Annotated in this window: 13 protein-coding genes and 1 pseudogene; 9 read left to right on the top strand and 5 right to left on the bottom strand. The window is 73.7% G+C overall.

Annotated features, from left to right (window positions below; translation table 11 throughout):
* Positions 1 to 2 precede the first annotated feature (2 nt).
* The 3 genes from E1211_RS24300 to E1211_RS24290 form a co-directional block, all read right to left on the bottom strand.
* Positions 3 to 296, bottom strand: a complete 294-nt coding sequence (locus E1211_RS24300) for an antibiotic biosynthesis monooxygenase (protein WP_132351322.1) — start codon at positions 294 to 296, stop codon at positions 3 to 5.
* Positions 297 to 314: 18 nt separating this feature from the next.
* On the bottom strand, positions 315 to 1,112 hold the full coding sequence (locus tag E1211_RS24295) for an exodeoxyribonuclease III (protein ID WP_132351321.1): 798 nt from the start codon (positions 1,110 to 1,112) through the stop codon (positions 315 to 317).
* A gap of 315 nt (positions 1,113 to 1,427) precedes the next feature.
* Positions 1,428 to 2,345 (bottom strand): proteasome assembly chaperone family protein, encoded by a 918-nt coding sequence (locus E1211_RS24290; protein WP_132351320.1) that lies wholly within the window; start codon positions 2,343 to 2,345, stop codon positions 1,428 to 1,430.
* 420 nt (positions 2,346 to 2,765) lie between these two features.
* Here E1211_RS24290 and E1211_RS24285 point away from each other — a divergent pair, with 420 nt between their 5' ends.
* From E1211_RS24285 to E1211_RS24280, 3 genes are all read left to right on the top strand, one after another.
* Complete coding sequence (locus E1211_RS24285) at positions 2,766 to 3,689, top strand: peptidase M23 (protein ID WP_132351319.1); 924 nt, start codon at positions 2,766 to 2,768, stop codon at positions 3,687 to 3,689.
* Positions 3,690 to 3,790: 101 nt separating this feature from the next.
* Positions 3,791 to 3,937, top strand: coding sequence for a hypothetical protein (locus tag E1211_RS32700; RefSeq protein ID WP_165947335.1), 147 nt, complete (start codon positions 3,791 to 3,793; stop codon positions 3,935 to 3,937).
* A 46-nt stretch (positions 3,938 to 3,983) separates the two neighbouring features.
* Positions 3,984 to 4,733 (top strand): EcsC family protein, encoded by a 750-nt coding sequence (locus E1211_RS24280; RefSeq protein ID WP_132351318.1) that lies wholly within the window; start codon positions 3,984 to 3,986, stop codon positions 4,731 to 4,733.
* Positions 4,734 to 4,977: 244 nt separating this feature from the next.
* On the opposite strand, the gene E1211_RS24275 is transcribed toward E1211_RS24280, so the two are convergent.
* Entirely contained in the window at positions 4,978 to 5,826 is an 849-nt protein-coding gene (locus E1211_RS24275; protein WP_132351317.1) for an SGNH/GDSL hydrolase family protein, read from the bottom strand.
* A 189-nt stretch (positions 5,827 to 6,015) separates the two neighbouring features.
* Here E1211_RS24275 and E1211_RS24270 point away from each other — a divergent pair, with 189 nt between their 5' ends.
* The 6 genes and pseudogenes from E1211_RS24270 to E1211_RS24245 all read left to right on the top strand — a co-directional run bounded on the left by E1211_RS24270 (position 6,016) and on the right by E1211_RS24245 (position 11,453).
* Positions 6,016 to 6,279: a DUF6343 family protein gene (locus E1211_RS24270; RefSeq protein ID WP_132351316.1), complete on the top strand. Its 264-nt coding sequence runs from the start codon at positions 6,016 to 6,018 to the stop codon at positions 6,277 to 6,279.
* A gap of 12 nt (positions 6,280 to 6,291) precedes the next feature.
* On the top strand, positions 6,292 to 7,710 hold the full coding sequence (locus tag E1211_RS24265) for an NADP-dependent succinic semialdehyde dehydrogenase (RefSeq protein ID WP_132351315.1): 1,419 nt from the start codon (positions 6,292 to 6,294) through the stop codon (positions 7,708 to 7,710).
* 90 nt (positions 7,711 to 7,800) lie between these two features.
* A pseudogene (locus E1211_RS24260) lies at positions 7,801 to 8,763 on the top strand (TIGR03885 family FMN-dependent LLM class oxidoreductase).
* Positions 8,764 to 8,800: 37 nt separating this feature from the next.
* Entirely contained in the window at positions 8,801 to 10,375 is a 1,575-nt protein-coding gene (locus E1211_RS24255) for a Na+/H+ antiporter (protein ID WP_132351314.1), read from the top strand.
* Positions 10,372 to 10,629 carry a UBP-type zinc finger domain-containing protein gene (locus tag E1211_RS24250; RefSeq protein WP_132351313.1) on the top strand — a complete coding sequence of 86 codons (258 nt, stop codon included), beginning with the start codon at positions 10,372 to 10,374 and terminating at the stop codon, positions 10,627 to 10,629. Before E1211_RS24255 ends, E1211_RS24250 begins: the two co-directional genes overlap by 4 nt.
* 98 nt (positions 10,630 to 10,727) lie before the next feature.
* A complete protein-coding gene (locus E1211_RS24245) occupies positions 10,728 to 11,453 on the top strand; it encodes a PP2C family serine/threonine-protein phosphatase (protein WP_132351312.1) in 726 nt (241 codons plus the stop codon).
* Between the two features lie 4 nt (positions 11,454 to 11,457).
* Here the strand turns inward: E1211_RS24245 and E1211_RS24240 are convergent.
* Positions 11,458 to 12,807: ATP-dependent helicase C-terminal domain-containing protein (locus E1211_RS24240; protein WP_305792220.1), on the bottom strand; the 1,350-nt coding region annotated here is incomplete at its 5' end.

The following is a 12,807-nucleotide window of genomic DNA, read 5'->3' as shown; positions in this document are numbered from 1 at the left end:
GGTCAGGGGACCTGCTGGACTACCTCGAACTCCAGCAGGTTGGCGCCGGTCGAGACGGGGCGCTGCTGCCCGCCGTGTGCGGCGCGGGCGGAGGGGGCCCAGGACTGGTAGGCCTCCTCCGACTCCCACTTGGTGTACACGAAGTAGCGGCTCTCCCCGGCGACGGGACGGAGCAGCTCGAACCCGAGGAACCCGGGAGAGTTCTCCACGGCGCCCGCGCGGGCCGCGAAGCGCTTCTCCAGCTCCTCGCCGGCACCCGGCGGGACGTCGATCGCGTTGATCTTCACAACTGCCATGACCCCACCCTAACCACCTCAGAACGCCTCGACCGCAGGCACCAGGTCGGCGTCGACGACTATCGGCGCGTGGTCGGAGGGGCCCTTGCCCTTGCGCGCCTCCCGGTCCACGTACGCGGAGCGGACCGTCCGGGCGAACGGCGCCGAGGCGTACACCAGGTCGATCCGCATGCCCTTGTTCTGGTGGAACATGCCGGCCCGATAGTCCCAGTAGGTGAACGGGTGCGGCCCCTTCATGGGAGTCGGCACCACGTCGGTGAGCCCGAGGTCGCGGAGCGCGGCGAGCGCCGCGCGTTCGGCCGGCGTGACGTGGGTGGAGTGGACGAAGACGGCCGGGTCCCAGACGTCGGCGTCGGTCGGGGCCACGTTGAAGTCCCCGCAGACGGCGAGCGGAAGCCCCCGGGTGAGCTCTTCCTCCAGCGCGCCGTGCAGCGCGGCGAACCAGGCCAGTTTGTACGTGTAGTGCGGGTCGTCCGGCGTCCGGCCGTTCGGCACGTACACCGACCAGACCCGCAGCCCGTCGCAGGTGGCCGAGATGGCGCGGGCCTCCGGCTCGGGGAACCCCGGTTCGCCGGGGAACCCGACCGACACGTCGACCAGCCCGACCCGGGACAGCAGGGCCACCCCGTTCCACCGGCCGTCGCTGTGGCTGGCCACGGTGTAGCCCAGCTCGCCCACCTCCGCGACCGGGAAGGCGCCGTCCGGGCACTTGGTCTCCTGAAGGCAGACCACGTCCGGGGCGGTGCTGTCGAGCCAGTCGAGCAGCCGGGGAAGCCGGGCCTTCACCGAGTTCACGTTCCAGGTCGCCAGGCGCATGTCCCCAGCCTGCCGCATCCGTGGCCGGTACGCCGCAGCGGCGCTCCGGGTGTCGCGCTTCCACGGCGCGGCAGCGCCGCGCCGACGAAGGCACCCGCGTCCACGCACTCATCAAGGACCCGGCCGCCCGAGCGGGTTGCCGCCGGCGCGGAAGTCGCCGAGCCCACCCACAATGTCGCCGGCCACCGGCGGCGTCGGTGGCCGGCGACTCGGGATCAGTGAAGTCGGGGCATCCCGTCGGCCGGACACCCCGACGTCGGCGAAAGCGAGTCGATCACGTGCCCAGCCCGCCATTCGGGCCGAAGCCCGCCGTCGTCAGCTCCCGCTGTCGTTCGGGCGGCTCTGTTCGGCCAGGAAGCGCTCCAGCTCGGCGGCGAGCTCCTCGGCCGACGGCAGCGAACCCATCTCCGGCGCGAGCAGGTTCTTCTCGCCCCGGCCCCGGGCGAACGCGTCGTACTGCTCCTCGAGCGCCTGCACGAGCGCGGCGGCGTCCTCGGTCTGCGCGACCTGCCGGTCGATCTCGACCCGGACCACCTCGGCGGCCGAGCGCAACCCGTCCTTCGGCAGCAGCAATCCGGTGGCGCGGGACACCGAGGCGAGCAGCATCTCCGCGGCGGCCGGGTACTCGGTCTGCGACACGTAGTGCGGCACGTGGGCCGCGAACCCGACCGCGTCGCGCCCCATCTCGCCGAGACGGAACTCGAGCAGGTGACCGACGCTCGCCGGCACCTGCACCCGCTGCAGCCACGGCTCGTGCCCGGAGATCAGCTCGGGGCGGGTGGCGTGGGCGGTGACTCCGGTCGGCCGGGTGTGCGGCACCGCCATCGGGATCGAGTTGAGCCCGATGGTGAGCCGGACGTCCAGCCGGGCCGCGAGCCCCGCGACGGCGGCCACGAAACGCTCCCACTGCAGGTCCGGCTCCGGGCCGGTGAGCAGCAGGAACGGGGTCTCGTCGTCGTCGCGCAGCAGGTGCAGCTCGAGCTTCGGCGCGTCGTAGGCCTCCCAGTGGTCCTCGACGAAGGTCATGATCGGCCGGCGGGAGCGGTAGTCGAAGAGCTGGTCGAGGTCGAAGGTCGCGATCGTGCGGGCGTCCAGCGAGGTGAGCAGCTGCTCGCGGGCGAGCCGGCTGGCGTTCCCGGCGTCGACGAAGCCGGTCAGGGCCTGGATCAGGACGGGCTGACCGAGGTCGGGCAGATCGTCGGTGAGCTCGTAGAGCTCGTGTGGGTCGAGCACCGGTGCGGACCTCCCTGAAATGGTGCCTACGGAGCGCCGTCACGTACACCGCGCCCGTTCGGGCAACGTACCCGCCATCCTGATGCATTCCTTCGCCGGGCGGTCCGTTCTCAGTGAGTGATCAGGATCAGGCGAATCGCCGCATTCCGCCGGGTGTCGGGGGCTGCTGCGGTCGTTCGGTCGAGGTCGTCATGGACCGAACGGCCGAGTTTGGTGATCATGGGCCGCGAGCCCCACGACTGCCCGCTTCCGGCCGGACCGGCGCCGCCTGGGCGGACCGACCGGTTCGTCCCGGCCGCGAGGTCCGTTCATCGACGGCCCGCCCGCTCCCCGGCTGTCCGGCAGGACACCCCGAATCTGTGGCGAGGGCCACGAGATCACGTTGGGTAATCATCGGGTACGCCTGCCTAGCCTCGGCTGATGCGTGACGACGGCACCCTCGACGAACCGAACGCCCCCCTCGATCCGAATGTTCGTACGGACGAACAGGCATCGGCCGAACGGACGATGATGCGGCGACGCCTTCGGGCCGCTGCCCCCGGCCTGTCCGCCGCCGCCCGGTACGCGGCGCCACGCCTCCGGGACGCCCGCGATCGGGCGCGGCAGTTCGCGACGACGCCCGGCCGGGCCCGGATCGTGCTCGCCACGGGCGTGCTGTGCTGCCTCGGCCTGGCGACGTACGCCCAGGCCAACGACGACACCGCGGCCGTGGTGGCCCGGGTCGACCCGCTCGCCGCCCGCTCCCAGTTGGTCCAGCGCGCCGAGCAGGAGCACGCCTCCCGCTCCCTGGACCGCTCGTCGAGCGCGCCCGACACGGCGCCGGCCACGGCGCGGCCCGGCGCGTCCACCGGCCCGGACGCCGACCCGGACGTCCGGGCGACGAAGAAGCCGACGGAGCCGGCGCCGGTGGCGGGGCTGACCCGCACCCAGATGAGGAACGCCGAGGTCATCGTGCGGACCGGGCGGGAGATGGGCGTGCCGCGCCGGGGGCTGGTGATCGCGGTGGCCACCGCGATGCAGGAGAGCAACCTGTACAACCTCGCGAGTGGCGTGATCCCGGAGTCGCAGCGGCACCCGCACCAGGGGATGGGCTGGGACCACGACTCGGTCGGGCTGTTCCAGCAGCGATCGAGCAGCGGCTGGGGGCCGGTGGACCGGTTGATGGATCCCGAGTTCGCCACCCGGCAGTTCCTCAGCGCCCTGGAGCAGGTCCCCGGCTGGCAGCAGATGCGGCTGACCGACGCCGCCCAGGCCGTGCAGGTGTCGGCGTACCCGGACCACTACGCGAAGCACGAGTGGCGGGCGAACGAGGTGGTCGACGCCGTCCTGCCGGCGGAGCGGTAGTCTGCGACCACAGTGGACGGTTGGCCGCTGGGCCATCCCGGGTACATCCGTTGTCGGTTCCGGGTACACATGAGTGAGGGCTCACCGACAGGAGGACCGAGATGTCTTTGATGCAGCGGATCAGCACCTTCCTGCGCTCGCCGAAGGGGCAACAGCTCGTCGCGCGTGGCCGACGCGAGCTCGCCAAGCCGGAGAACCAGCGGAAACTGAGAGGGCTGGCGGCGAAGTTCTCCAACCGCCGCCGCTGACCCCCACCGGCCCCCGTAGCGCCTGCGTCGAACCCCGGGAGTACCTGTGACCGAACCCGTGCCCGCCGACGGCCAACCACCCGCTCCCGCGCCGCAGCCCCCCTCGCCGGCGGCCGCCCCGGAGATCCCCGAGGCGCCGCCCGCCACGCTCTGGGACCGGATGCGCGACGACCCGCAGTACGCCCCGGAGCACCTGGCCCTGGAGGCGGTGCGCCGGCTCGGGCCGGAAGCGGCGCAGTGGGCCGCGCGGGCCCGGGCGGAGCAGGCCGGCGTCACCACCGACGCGCTGGCCGAGCAGGCGATCCGCAAGTTCGTGAACCGGGCCCGGCTCTCCGGCGCGGTCTCCGGGGCCGCCGGGCTGCCCGGCGCGGTGATCGACATCGGTGTGCTCGCCTGGACCCAGGCCCGCATGGTGCTGCACGTCGCGGCGGCGTACGGCGTCGACCCGCTGCACACCGACCGCGCCACCGACCTGCTCGTCCTCCAGCGGGTGCACAAGGTCGCGGAGACAGCCCGGCTGGCGCTGGGCGTGGCCGCCGGCCGGGAGCGCGCGGGTGCCCTGTTCGGCACGGGCGGGCAGGGCCAGTTGGGCAAGGTCATGCTGCGGCTGGGCGTGCGCCTGGCCCAGATGGCCGGGGTGCGGGCCGCCAAGCGCGTCTTCGCCAAGCTCGTGCCCGGCGCGGCGATCGTCCTCGGCACCTGGGCGAACTCGTCGGCCACCAAGGATCTCGCCGAGCGCTCCCGGGCGCTCTACCGGCAACACCGGAGCACCGTCCCGGGCCCCCGCCGCTCCTGAGGCGCGCCCGGCACGACAGGTCCCGTGCGGCGTCGGGCCGGTTCCGACCCGACGCCGCCGGCCGTCACGCCGTTCGGTGCGGCCCGCTGTCGCGTTGCCCTCCGTCGCGCTGCCCGACGTCGCCCGGCCGGGACGCCGCTGGGCGTTGCCCGCCGTCACGATGCCCGACGTCGTCGGCCCTGATGTCGCGGGTGGCCGGCCCCGCGCGCCGGTCTCCGGGCGCGGCGGCGCCGGATCGGGTGGGTCAGCCGGCGAGGCCGGAGGCGTCCCAGGTCACGTCGGCGAGCCGGCTCTGGCCGGCGGTGTTCGGGTGGAACCAGTCCAGCGGGTTCACCAGGTCCAGCGTGAACCGCACCCGGTGCACCGCGCCGCCGTCGTAGCGGCAGCGCGACCCGTACGCCCGGCACGCCGCGGCGAGCTGGCCGTTGTAGGCGGTGATCCGGGCGCGGAAGGCGGCCCGGCGGGCGCGGTCGGCGGGGGCGTCCGAGGCCGCGTCGGCCAGCAGGGCCGGGCAGACACCGCGGCGCCAGGCCCGCAGCGCCCGTGAGTCGGTGTGCCCGACCTGCCACAGCCGGTACAGGTCGGGGATGCTCACCACCAGCACTCGCGCCTTCGGGCGGCCGGTGCGCAGTGCCCGCAGCCCCCGGTCCACCTCGGTCCGGAACTGCCGTACCGAGGTCATGTCGTCGATGTCGGCCCGGCAGGCGTCGTTGGCGCCGATCAGCACCGTGACGTGGTCGACCCGGTCCCGTACCGCGGCTCGGGCCTGCCCCTCCAGCGCGCCGGCTCGCGCTCCGGGCCGAGCGTGGTTGTACGCCCGTCCGCGGATCTCCGGGTCACGGTCGAGCAGGCGCCGGTAGAGGCTCTGCACCCGCAGGCCGTCGCCGGTCGAGAAGGAGTTGCGCTCGCAGGACGTGAGGAGCAGGCAGGAGCCGAACCCGGTGCTGATCGAGTCGCCGAGCGCCGCGATGCCGCCGGACCCGGGTTGCGGGGTGCCCCGGGTGGGGCGCGGGCCGGCCTCGCCGCCGCCCTCGCAGGCGAGGGCGACCAGGGCCAGCAGGCAGGCGACGGCGGTGACCCAGCGGCGAGGCATGATTCCCCCGAGGTGCAGCTCAGAGCAACGGCGCGGTAACTCTATGCGCAGGCCCGGCTTCGCCGGACTGACGCTGTCGGGTATGCGGCACAGCGTCCACCCCGTGCCGCCGATGTGGTACCGCCGCAACCGTGGGGTGGGGGTCACCCGTACCGGTTAATCCCGTCCGTCCCCGGGTAGGTCGGGGGAATGACGAGATCACAGCCCCGGCGCGCCCGTGGCACGGTCGGGCACGCCTACAGCGCCCTGAACCTCCGGCTGGCGCTCGCCGGCTTCGGCCTGGTGATCATGGCCATCTTCGCCGTGCTGGCGTTCCTGGCCGAGATCGTGTGGCTGGGCGTGGTCTGCGCGTTGCTCGCGCTGGTCGCCGTGGTCGACCTGGTCATCATCCAGCGCCGCCGCGCCGCCCGCCGCCGCGAGGAGCCGGGCGCGCAGCACTCACTGTTCGAGTGACAGGAGGACGAGATGTCCATCGCCACCACCAACCCCGCCACCGGACAGGTGCTCAAGACGTACGACCCGATGTCGCCCGAGCAGATCGACGCCGCGATCGGGCGGGCCGACCTGGCGTTCCGCCAACTGCACGGCACCACGGTCGCGCAACGGGCCGGCTGGATGAACGCCGCCGCCGACCTGCTCGACGCCGAGCGCGACGAGATCGCCCGCATCATGACCACGGAGATGGGCAAGACGTACGCGTCGGCGAAGGCCGAGGTGACCAAGTGCGCCACGGCGGCCCGGTTCTACGCGGACCGCGCCGCCGGGTACCTGGCCGACGAGCCGGCCGACGCCGCGGCGGTGAGCGCGACCCGGGCCTTCATCCGCTACCAGCCGATCGGCCCGGTGCTCGCCGTGATGCCGTGGAACTTCCCGCTCTGGCAGGTGATGCGGTTCGCCGCGCCCGCGTTGATGGCCGGCAACACCGGACTGCTCAAGCACGCCTCGAACGTGCCGCAGACCGCGCTGCTGCTGGAGGACGTCTTCCGGCGGGCCGGCTTCCCCGAGGGCGCGTTCAGCACGCTGCTGGTCGGCTCGGACGCCGTCGACCAGATCCTCAGCGATCCCCGGGTACGGGCGGCCACGCTGACCGGCAGCGAGGGCGCCGGCCGGTCGATCGCCCAGATCGCCGGCCGGGAGCTGAAGAAGACGGTGCTGGAACTCGGCGGCAGCGACCCGTTCGTGGTGATGCCCTCGGCCGACCTGGACCGGGCGGCCGAGGTGGCGACCACCGCCCGCTGCCAGAACAACGGCCAGTCCTGCATCGCCGCGAAGCGGTTCATCGTGCACACCGACGTCTTCGACGCCTTCGCGGAGAAGTTCGCCGCCCGCATGTCGGCGCTGCGGGTCGGCGACCCGATGGACGACCGGACCGACGTGGGCCCGCTGGCCAGCGAGCGCGGTCGCGACGAGGTGCACGCCCAGGTCCGGGACGCGATCGACAACGGCGGCACGGTGCTGGTCGGCGGCGAGGTGCCGGAGCAGGACGGCTGGTGGTACCCGCCGACGGTGGTCACCGACCTGACGCCGGAGATGCGGATGTGGCGTGAGGAGGTGTTCGGCCCGGTGGCGGGCCTGTTCCGGGTATCGTCGTACGACGAGGCGATCGAGGTGGCCAACGGCACCGCCTTCGGTCTCGGCTCGAACGCCTGGACGCGGGACCCGGACGAGCAGGAACGCTTCGTCACCGACCTGGACGCCGGCAACGTCTTCATCAACGGCATGACCACCTCCTTCCCCGAGCTGCCCTTCGGCGGCGTCAAGAACTCCGGCTACGGCCGGGAGCTCTCCGCGCTGGGCATGCGGGAGTTCTGCAACACGAAGACCGTCTGGGTGGGGGGCGAGGGCGCTGGTTCGGTCGGACCGGCGGGCGCGCACGCCGAGTAGCGGACGCCGACCCGGCCGTGCGGGTGGCACGCACCACGGCGGCGGGTCGCCGGATTTAGCCGGACACCGTCCTGGGTACGGAAGACAGCCATGACGGTGTTCGGCTTCCATGCGTCCCACGAACAGATCCACCCCCGGTCGCTGCTGGACGCGGTGGTCCACGCCGAACGGGTCGGCTTCGACGCCGCCATGTGCTCGGACCACTTCTCGCCCTGAAGCGCCCGCCAGGGGCATTCCGGTTTCGCCTGGTCCTGGCTCGGCGCCGCGCTCCAGGCCACCGGTTTGTCGTTCGGCGTGGTGAACGCCCCCGGCCAGCGCTACCACCCGGCGGTCGTCGCGCAGGCGATCGGGACGCTCGCCGCCATGTATCCGGGCCGGTTCTGGGCCGCGCTCGGCACCGGGGAGGCCAGCAACGAGCACATCACCGGTGACGGCTGGCCGCGCAAGTCGGTGCGCGCCGCCCGGCTGCGTGAGTGCGTCGACGTGATCCGGGCGCTGCTCGCCGGGGAGGAGGTCAGCCACGACGGGCTGGTACGGGTGGACCGGGCGCGCCTCTGGACCCGTCCCGAGCAGCCGCCCGCCCTCATAGGCGCGGCGGTGAGCGTGCCGACCGCCCGCTGGTGCGCGGGCTGGGCGGACGGGCTGATCACCGTCAACGCGCCCGTGGAGCACCTGCGGCGGATGATCCGCGCCTACCGGGACGCCGGCGGCCGGGGCCCGCTGCACCTGCAGGTGCACCTGAGCTGGGCGCCCGAGCAGGCCGAGGCGGAGGCCGTCGCGTACGACCAGTGGCGCAGCAACGTCTTCGCCCCGCCGGTGTGCTGGGACCTGGAGACCGCCGAGCACTTCGACGCGGTCTCGGCCGACGTGCCGATGCGGCGGGTGTCCCGCGTGGTCAACGTCTCGGCGGACCTCGGCCGGCACGTCGGCTGGCTGGAGGAGTACCTGACGCTCGGCTTCGACCAGATCGCCCTGCACCACGTCGGCAAGGAGCAGCGTGCCTTCCTGGACACCTTCGGCGCGGAGGTGCTCCCGAAGCTGCACGCCCGATGATCAGGGCATCCGTGGTGGTTGCCTAGGCTGACGACTCATGGAGGGACTCTTCGAGGTCGTCGTCTTCCTGGCGACCGCGACGCTCGGTGCCGCGCTGGCCCGCAAGCTCGGCCTGCTGGCGCCGATCGTGTTGGTGGTGGCGGGGCTCGTGCTGTCGTTCGTACCCGGTTTCCCGCACATCCGGCTCGACCCGGATCTGGTGCTCGTCGGTATCCTCCCGCCGCTGCTCTACGTCGCGGCACTGGAGACGTCCGTGCCGGCCTTCCGGCACAACCTGCGCCCGATCCTGTGGCTCGCCGTCGGGCTCGTGCTCTTCACCGCGGCCGCGGTCGGTCTCGTGCTGCATCTGCTGCTGCCGATGGTGCCCTTCGCCGTCTGCCTCGCCCTCGGCGCGGTGCTCGCCCCGCCGGACGCCGTGGCCGCGACGGCGGTGGCCCGGCGCATCGGGCTGCCCCGGCGGGTCGTCACGATCCTGGAGGGGGAGAGTCTGCTCAACGACGCCACCGCGCTGGTGCTGTTCCGGGTCGCCGCGCTGGCCGCCGTCGGTTCGGCGGTCGGGGTGGCCGAGGTGAGCATCGAGGTGCTGCGGTCGGCCGGCGGCGGGGTGCTGGTCGGCGCGCTCGGCGCGTTCGTCTTCGGCTTCCTGCACAAGCGGATCAGGGACCCGCTGCTCGACAACGCGCTCTCGCTGATCATCCCGTTCGCGGTGGTCTTCGTCGCCGAGGAGATCCACGCCTCCGGCGTGATGGCGGTCGTGGTCACCGGACTCGCGCTGGGGCACAAGCTGCCGGTGCTGATGACGGCCGCCTCCCGGCTCCAGGTGGCCGCGGTCTGGCGGCTGGTCCGGTTCCTCCTGGAAGGGCTGGTCTTCCTGCTGGTCGGCCTCCAGCTCCCGGACGTGCTGCAGGAGCTCGACGAGCCGGTCGGGCGCGTCGTGGGCGTCACGGCGGCGGTGCTCGGCACGCTCTTCCTGGCCCGGTTCGTGTGGCTGTTCCCCGTCACGTACCTGACCCGGCTGGTGCCGAGCGTCCGGCGGGGCGCGCCGCGGAAACCGGCGAAGTACCCGCTCGTGATCGGCTGGGCCGGCATGCGCGGCGTGGTGACCCTGGCCGCCGCGCTCGCCCTCCCGCTCACCGTCGCCGGCGGGCGGGAGTATCCGCGCGAGCTCTTCATCTGGTTGGCCTTCGCGGTGATCGTGGCTACCCTGGTCGGCCAGGGCGCCACCCTGCCGATGGTGGCCCGGAGGCTCAAACTGCCGCCGGACGACCCGGTGCAGGACGCGCTCTCCGCCGCCGGTGTCCAGCAGCAGGCCAGCCGGGCGGCCCGCGAACGCCTCGACGAGTTGGCCGACTCGGCGCCGGCCCCGGTGGTCGAGCGGCTGCGCCGTGGGGTCGAGGACCGCACCAACCTGGCCTGGGAGCGGCTGGGCGGCGCCGAGCGCGAGACGCCCTCGCAGGCGTACGGGCGGCTGCGGCAGGAGATGATCGACGCCGAACGAGAGGTGTTCCGCAGCGCCCGGGACAGCGGCCGCATCCCGGAGGAGGTGCTGGTGCGCGCCTATCGTGACCTGGATCTGGAGGAATCGTTGCTGCGGCGGGAGGACGACCGGTGAGCTGCCAACACCTGACCGAGGCCGGCACGGCCGAGCCCCGGAGCGCGGACGAGTGCGGACCCTGCGTCGAGATCGGCAACACCGACTGGGTGCACCTGCGTGCCTGCCTCACCTGCGGCCAGGTCGGCTGCTGTGACTCCTCCCCGTACCGGCACGCGAGCGTGCACTTCGAGGAGACCGGGCACCCGGTGATGCGTTCGGTCCAGCCGGGCGAGTCGTGGCGTTGGTGCTACGTGGACGAGGAGATCGGCTGAACCGTGCGACCGACGGGTAGTGAGATTCGCCGCGCCACGCGGAGTCCCGGTGGATCTCCTAGAGACAACAGCGCCCTTCGCCTGGCAGGCTGCCACCCATGACCCTGAAGCTGCGTTCCGTGGGAACGAGCGACCGTGGGCTGATCCGTAGCGGGAACCAGGACGCCCTGCACGCCGGTACGTGGCTGGTCGCCGTCGCCGACGGCATGGGTGGCATGGCGGCCGGTGACCTGGCCAGCTCGCTCACCATCGGAGCGATCGCGCCGCTGGACCTGGAGACACCGGAGGACGCCCTGGTCGCCGCGTTGCAGAGCGGCATCGAGCAGGCCACCCTCCGGATCCGCCGAGCGGTCGGCGAGGACCCGGAGCGGCAGGGCATGGGTACGACCTTGACCGCGCTGCTCTTCGCCCGCACCGGCAGTTGCCTGGCGCTCGCCCACATCGGGGATTCCCGCGCGTATCTGTTCCGCGAGGGTGTGCTCAAGCAGATCACCCGGGACGACACCTTCGTGCAGATGCTTGTCGACCAGGGGGTGATCACGCCGGACCAGGCGAGCAGCCACCCCCGGCGGGCCGTCGTCACGCAGGCGTTGCAGGGCGACGAGGTCTCCCCGGCGTACGCCACGATGGTGCCCTCGGCCGGTGACCGCTGGCTGCTGTGCAGCGACGGCCTCTCCAACGTGGTCCGGCCCGACACGCTGGCCGAGGTGCTGGCCGGCTACCCGGACCGCGCCGAGTGCGCGCACAAGCTGATCGACCTGGCGCTGCGGGCCGGCGGCCCGGACAACGTCACAGTGGTCGTCGCCGACGTCGTCGACGAGTGAGCGCTCAACGTCGGCGGGGGTTGGCGCGTCCGGTGGGTACGGCCGTCGTCGGGTCCTCCGGCCACGGGTGGCGCGGGTAGCGACCCCTTAGCTCGGCCCGGACCTGCGGGTAGCCCACCCGCCAGAAGGAGGCCAGGTCGGCGGTGACCGCGACCGGGCGGCCGGCGGGGGAGAGCAGGTGCAGCAGCACCGGCACCCGGCCGCCGCCGACGCGGGGCGCCTCCCGCCAGCCGAACGTCTCCTGGAGCTTCACCGGCAGCACGGGCGCCGTGGGGTCGGTGTAGTCGACGCGGATCCGTGCCCCGCTGGGCACCGTCAGCCGCTCCGGCGCCACCTCGTCCAGCCGGGCGGCCTGTGCCCAGGGCAGCAGCCGGCGCAGCGCGGCGGCCACGTCCACGCGGGCCAGGTCGGCGCGGCGCCGGGCGGTGGCCAGCTCCGGAGCGAGCCAGACGGGAGCGGCGGCGAGGAGAGCGTCGTCGGCGACGTCCGGCCAGTCTTCGCCGAGCGCGTGCCGGCAGAACGCCAGCCGCCGCCGCAGCGCGTCGGCGGCCGGGGTCCACTCCAGCAGCCCGAGACCGGTGCGGCGCAGGCCGGTCAGCAGGGCCGCGCCGACGGCGGCCGGGTCGGGGCGGGTGAGCGGGCGTTCGCGCAGTTCGATCGCGCCGAGCCGGACCACCTCCCGGGCCACCACGTCCGTGCCGGACCAGCCCACCTCCTGCTCGGTGCGCAGCTGCGGCCCGGCCGCGTCCCGGGCGGTCGCCTCGTCGAGGGCGGCCGCGAGGCGGATCCGGGCGGTCGGCGCGCCGGGGGAGCGGTCGGCGACCGCCACCGCCAGCCACTGCGCGCCGACCAGGCCCGACCCGGGTGCCAGCTCCGCGGCGGTGCCGCCGGTCATCAGGTACGAGGAGCCGCCCGGCCGCCGGAGCCGGGCCAACCGTTCCGGATGGGCCAGCCCGACCAGCAGCCCGGCGGCGAGATCATCGGGAAGGCGGTGCCGCGCCCCGGTCCTCCCACCCTCGGCGGTGGGCTCCGTGCCCAGCAGGGCGCGCAGGCGGCGTACCTCGGCCCGCCAGCGGGCGGTGGCGGCGGCGTCGGTGCCGGCGCGCAACCGGCGCCAGACCGTGGTGAGGTCGTCGGCGGGGCCGGTGACGGTCTCCTCGGCGAGCAGTGCGACCACCTCGGCGGCCCGGTCGGCGCCGACCCGGCCGGCGCCGTCGAGCAGGGCTCGGGCCAGTCGCGGGTGCGCGCCGACCGCGGCGATGGCGCGACCGCGTCCGGTGATCCGGCCGGCCGGGTCGACCGCGCCGAGGGTGGCGAGGGTGTCCCGGGCGACAGTCATCGCGGCCGCCGGGGG

It is taken from the genome of Micromonospora sp. 15K316 (assembly GCF_004348525.1).
Lineage (GTDB): Bacteria > Actinomycetota > Actinomycetes > Mycobacteriales > Micromonosporaceae > Micromonospora.
This window is presented reverse-complemented; position numbering and strand designations above follow the sequence as displayed.

Bases quoted from the DNA above. Each gene is read 5' to 3' on its own strand.
- E1211_RS24300 (WP_132351322.1), bottom strand. From the start codon at position 296: ATGGCAGTTGTGAAGATCAACGCGATCGACGTCCCGCCGGGTGCCGGC.
- E1211_RS24295 (WP_132351321.1), bottom strand. From the start codon at position 1,112: ATGCGCCTGGCGACCTGGAACGTGAACTCGGTGAAGGCCCGGCTTCCC.
- E1211_RS24285 (WP_132351319.1), top strand. From the start codon at position 2,766: ATGCGTGACGACGGCACCCTCGACGAACCGAACGCCCCCCTCGATCCG.
- E1211_RS32700 (WP_165947335.1), top strand. From the start codon at position 3,791: ATGTCTTTGATGCAGCGGATCAGCACCTTCCTGCGCTCGCCGAAGGGG.
- E1211_RS24275 (WP_132351317.1), bottom strand. From the start codon at position 5,826: ATGCCTCGCCGCTGGGTCACCGCCGTCGCCTGCCTGCTGGCCCTGGTC.
- E1211_RS24270 (WP_132351316.1), top strand. From the start codon at position 6,016: ATGACGAGATCACAGCCCCGGCGCGCCCGTGGCACGGTCGGGCACGCC.
- E1211_RS24265 (WP_132351315.1), top strand. From the start codon at position 6,292: ATGTCCATCGCCACCACCAACCCCGCCACCGGACAGGTGCTCAAGACG.
- E1211_RS24255 (WP_132351314.1), top strand. From the start codon at position 8,801: ATGGAGGGACTCTTCGAGGTCGTCGTCTTCCTGGCGACCGCGACGCTC.
- E1211_RS24245 (WP_132351312.1), top strand. From the start codon at position 10,728: ATGACCCTGAAGCTGCGTTCCGTGGGAACGAGCGACCGTGGGCTGATC.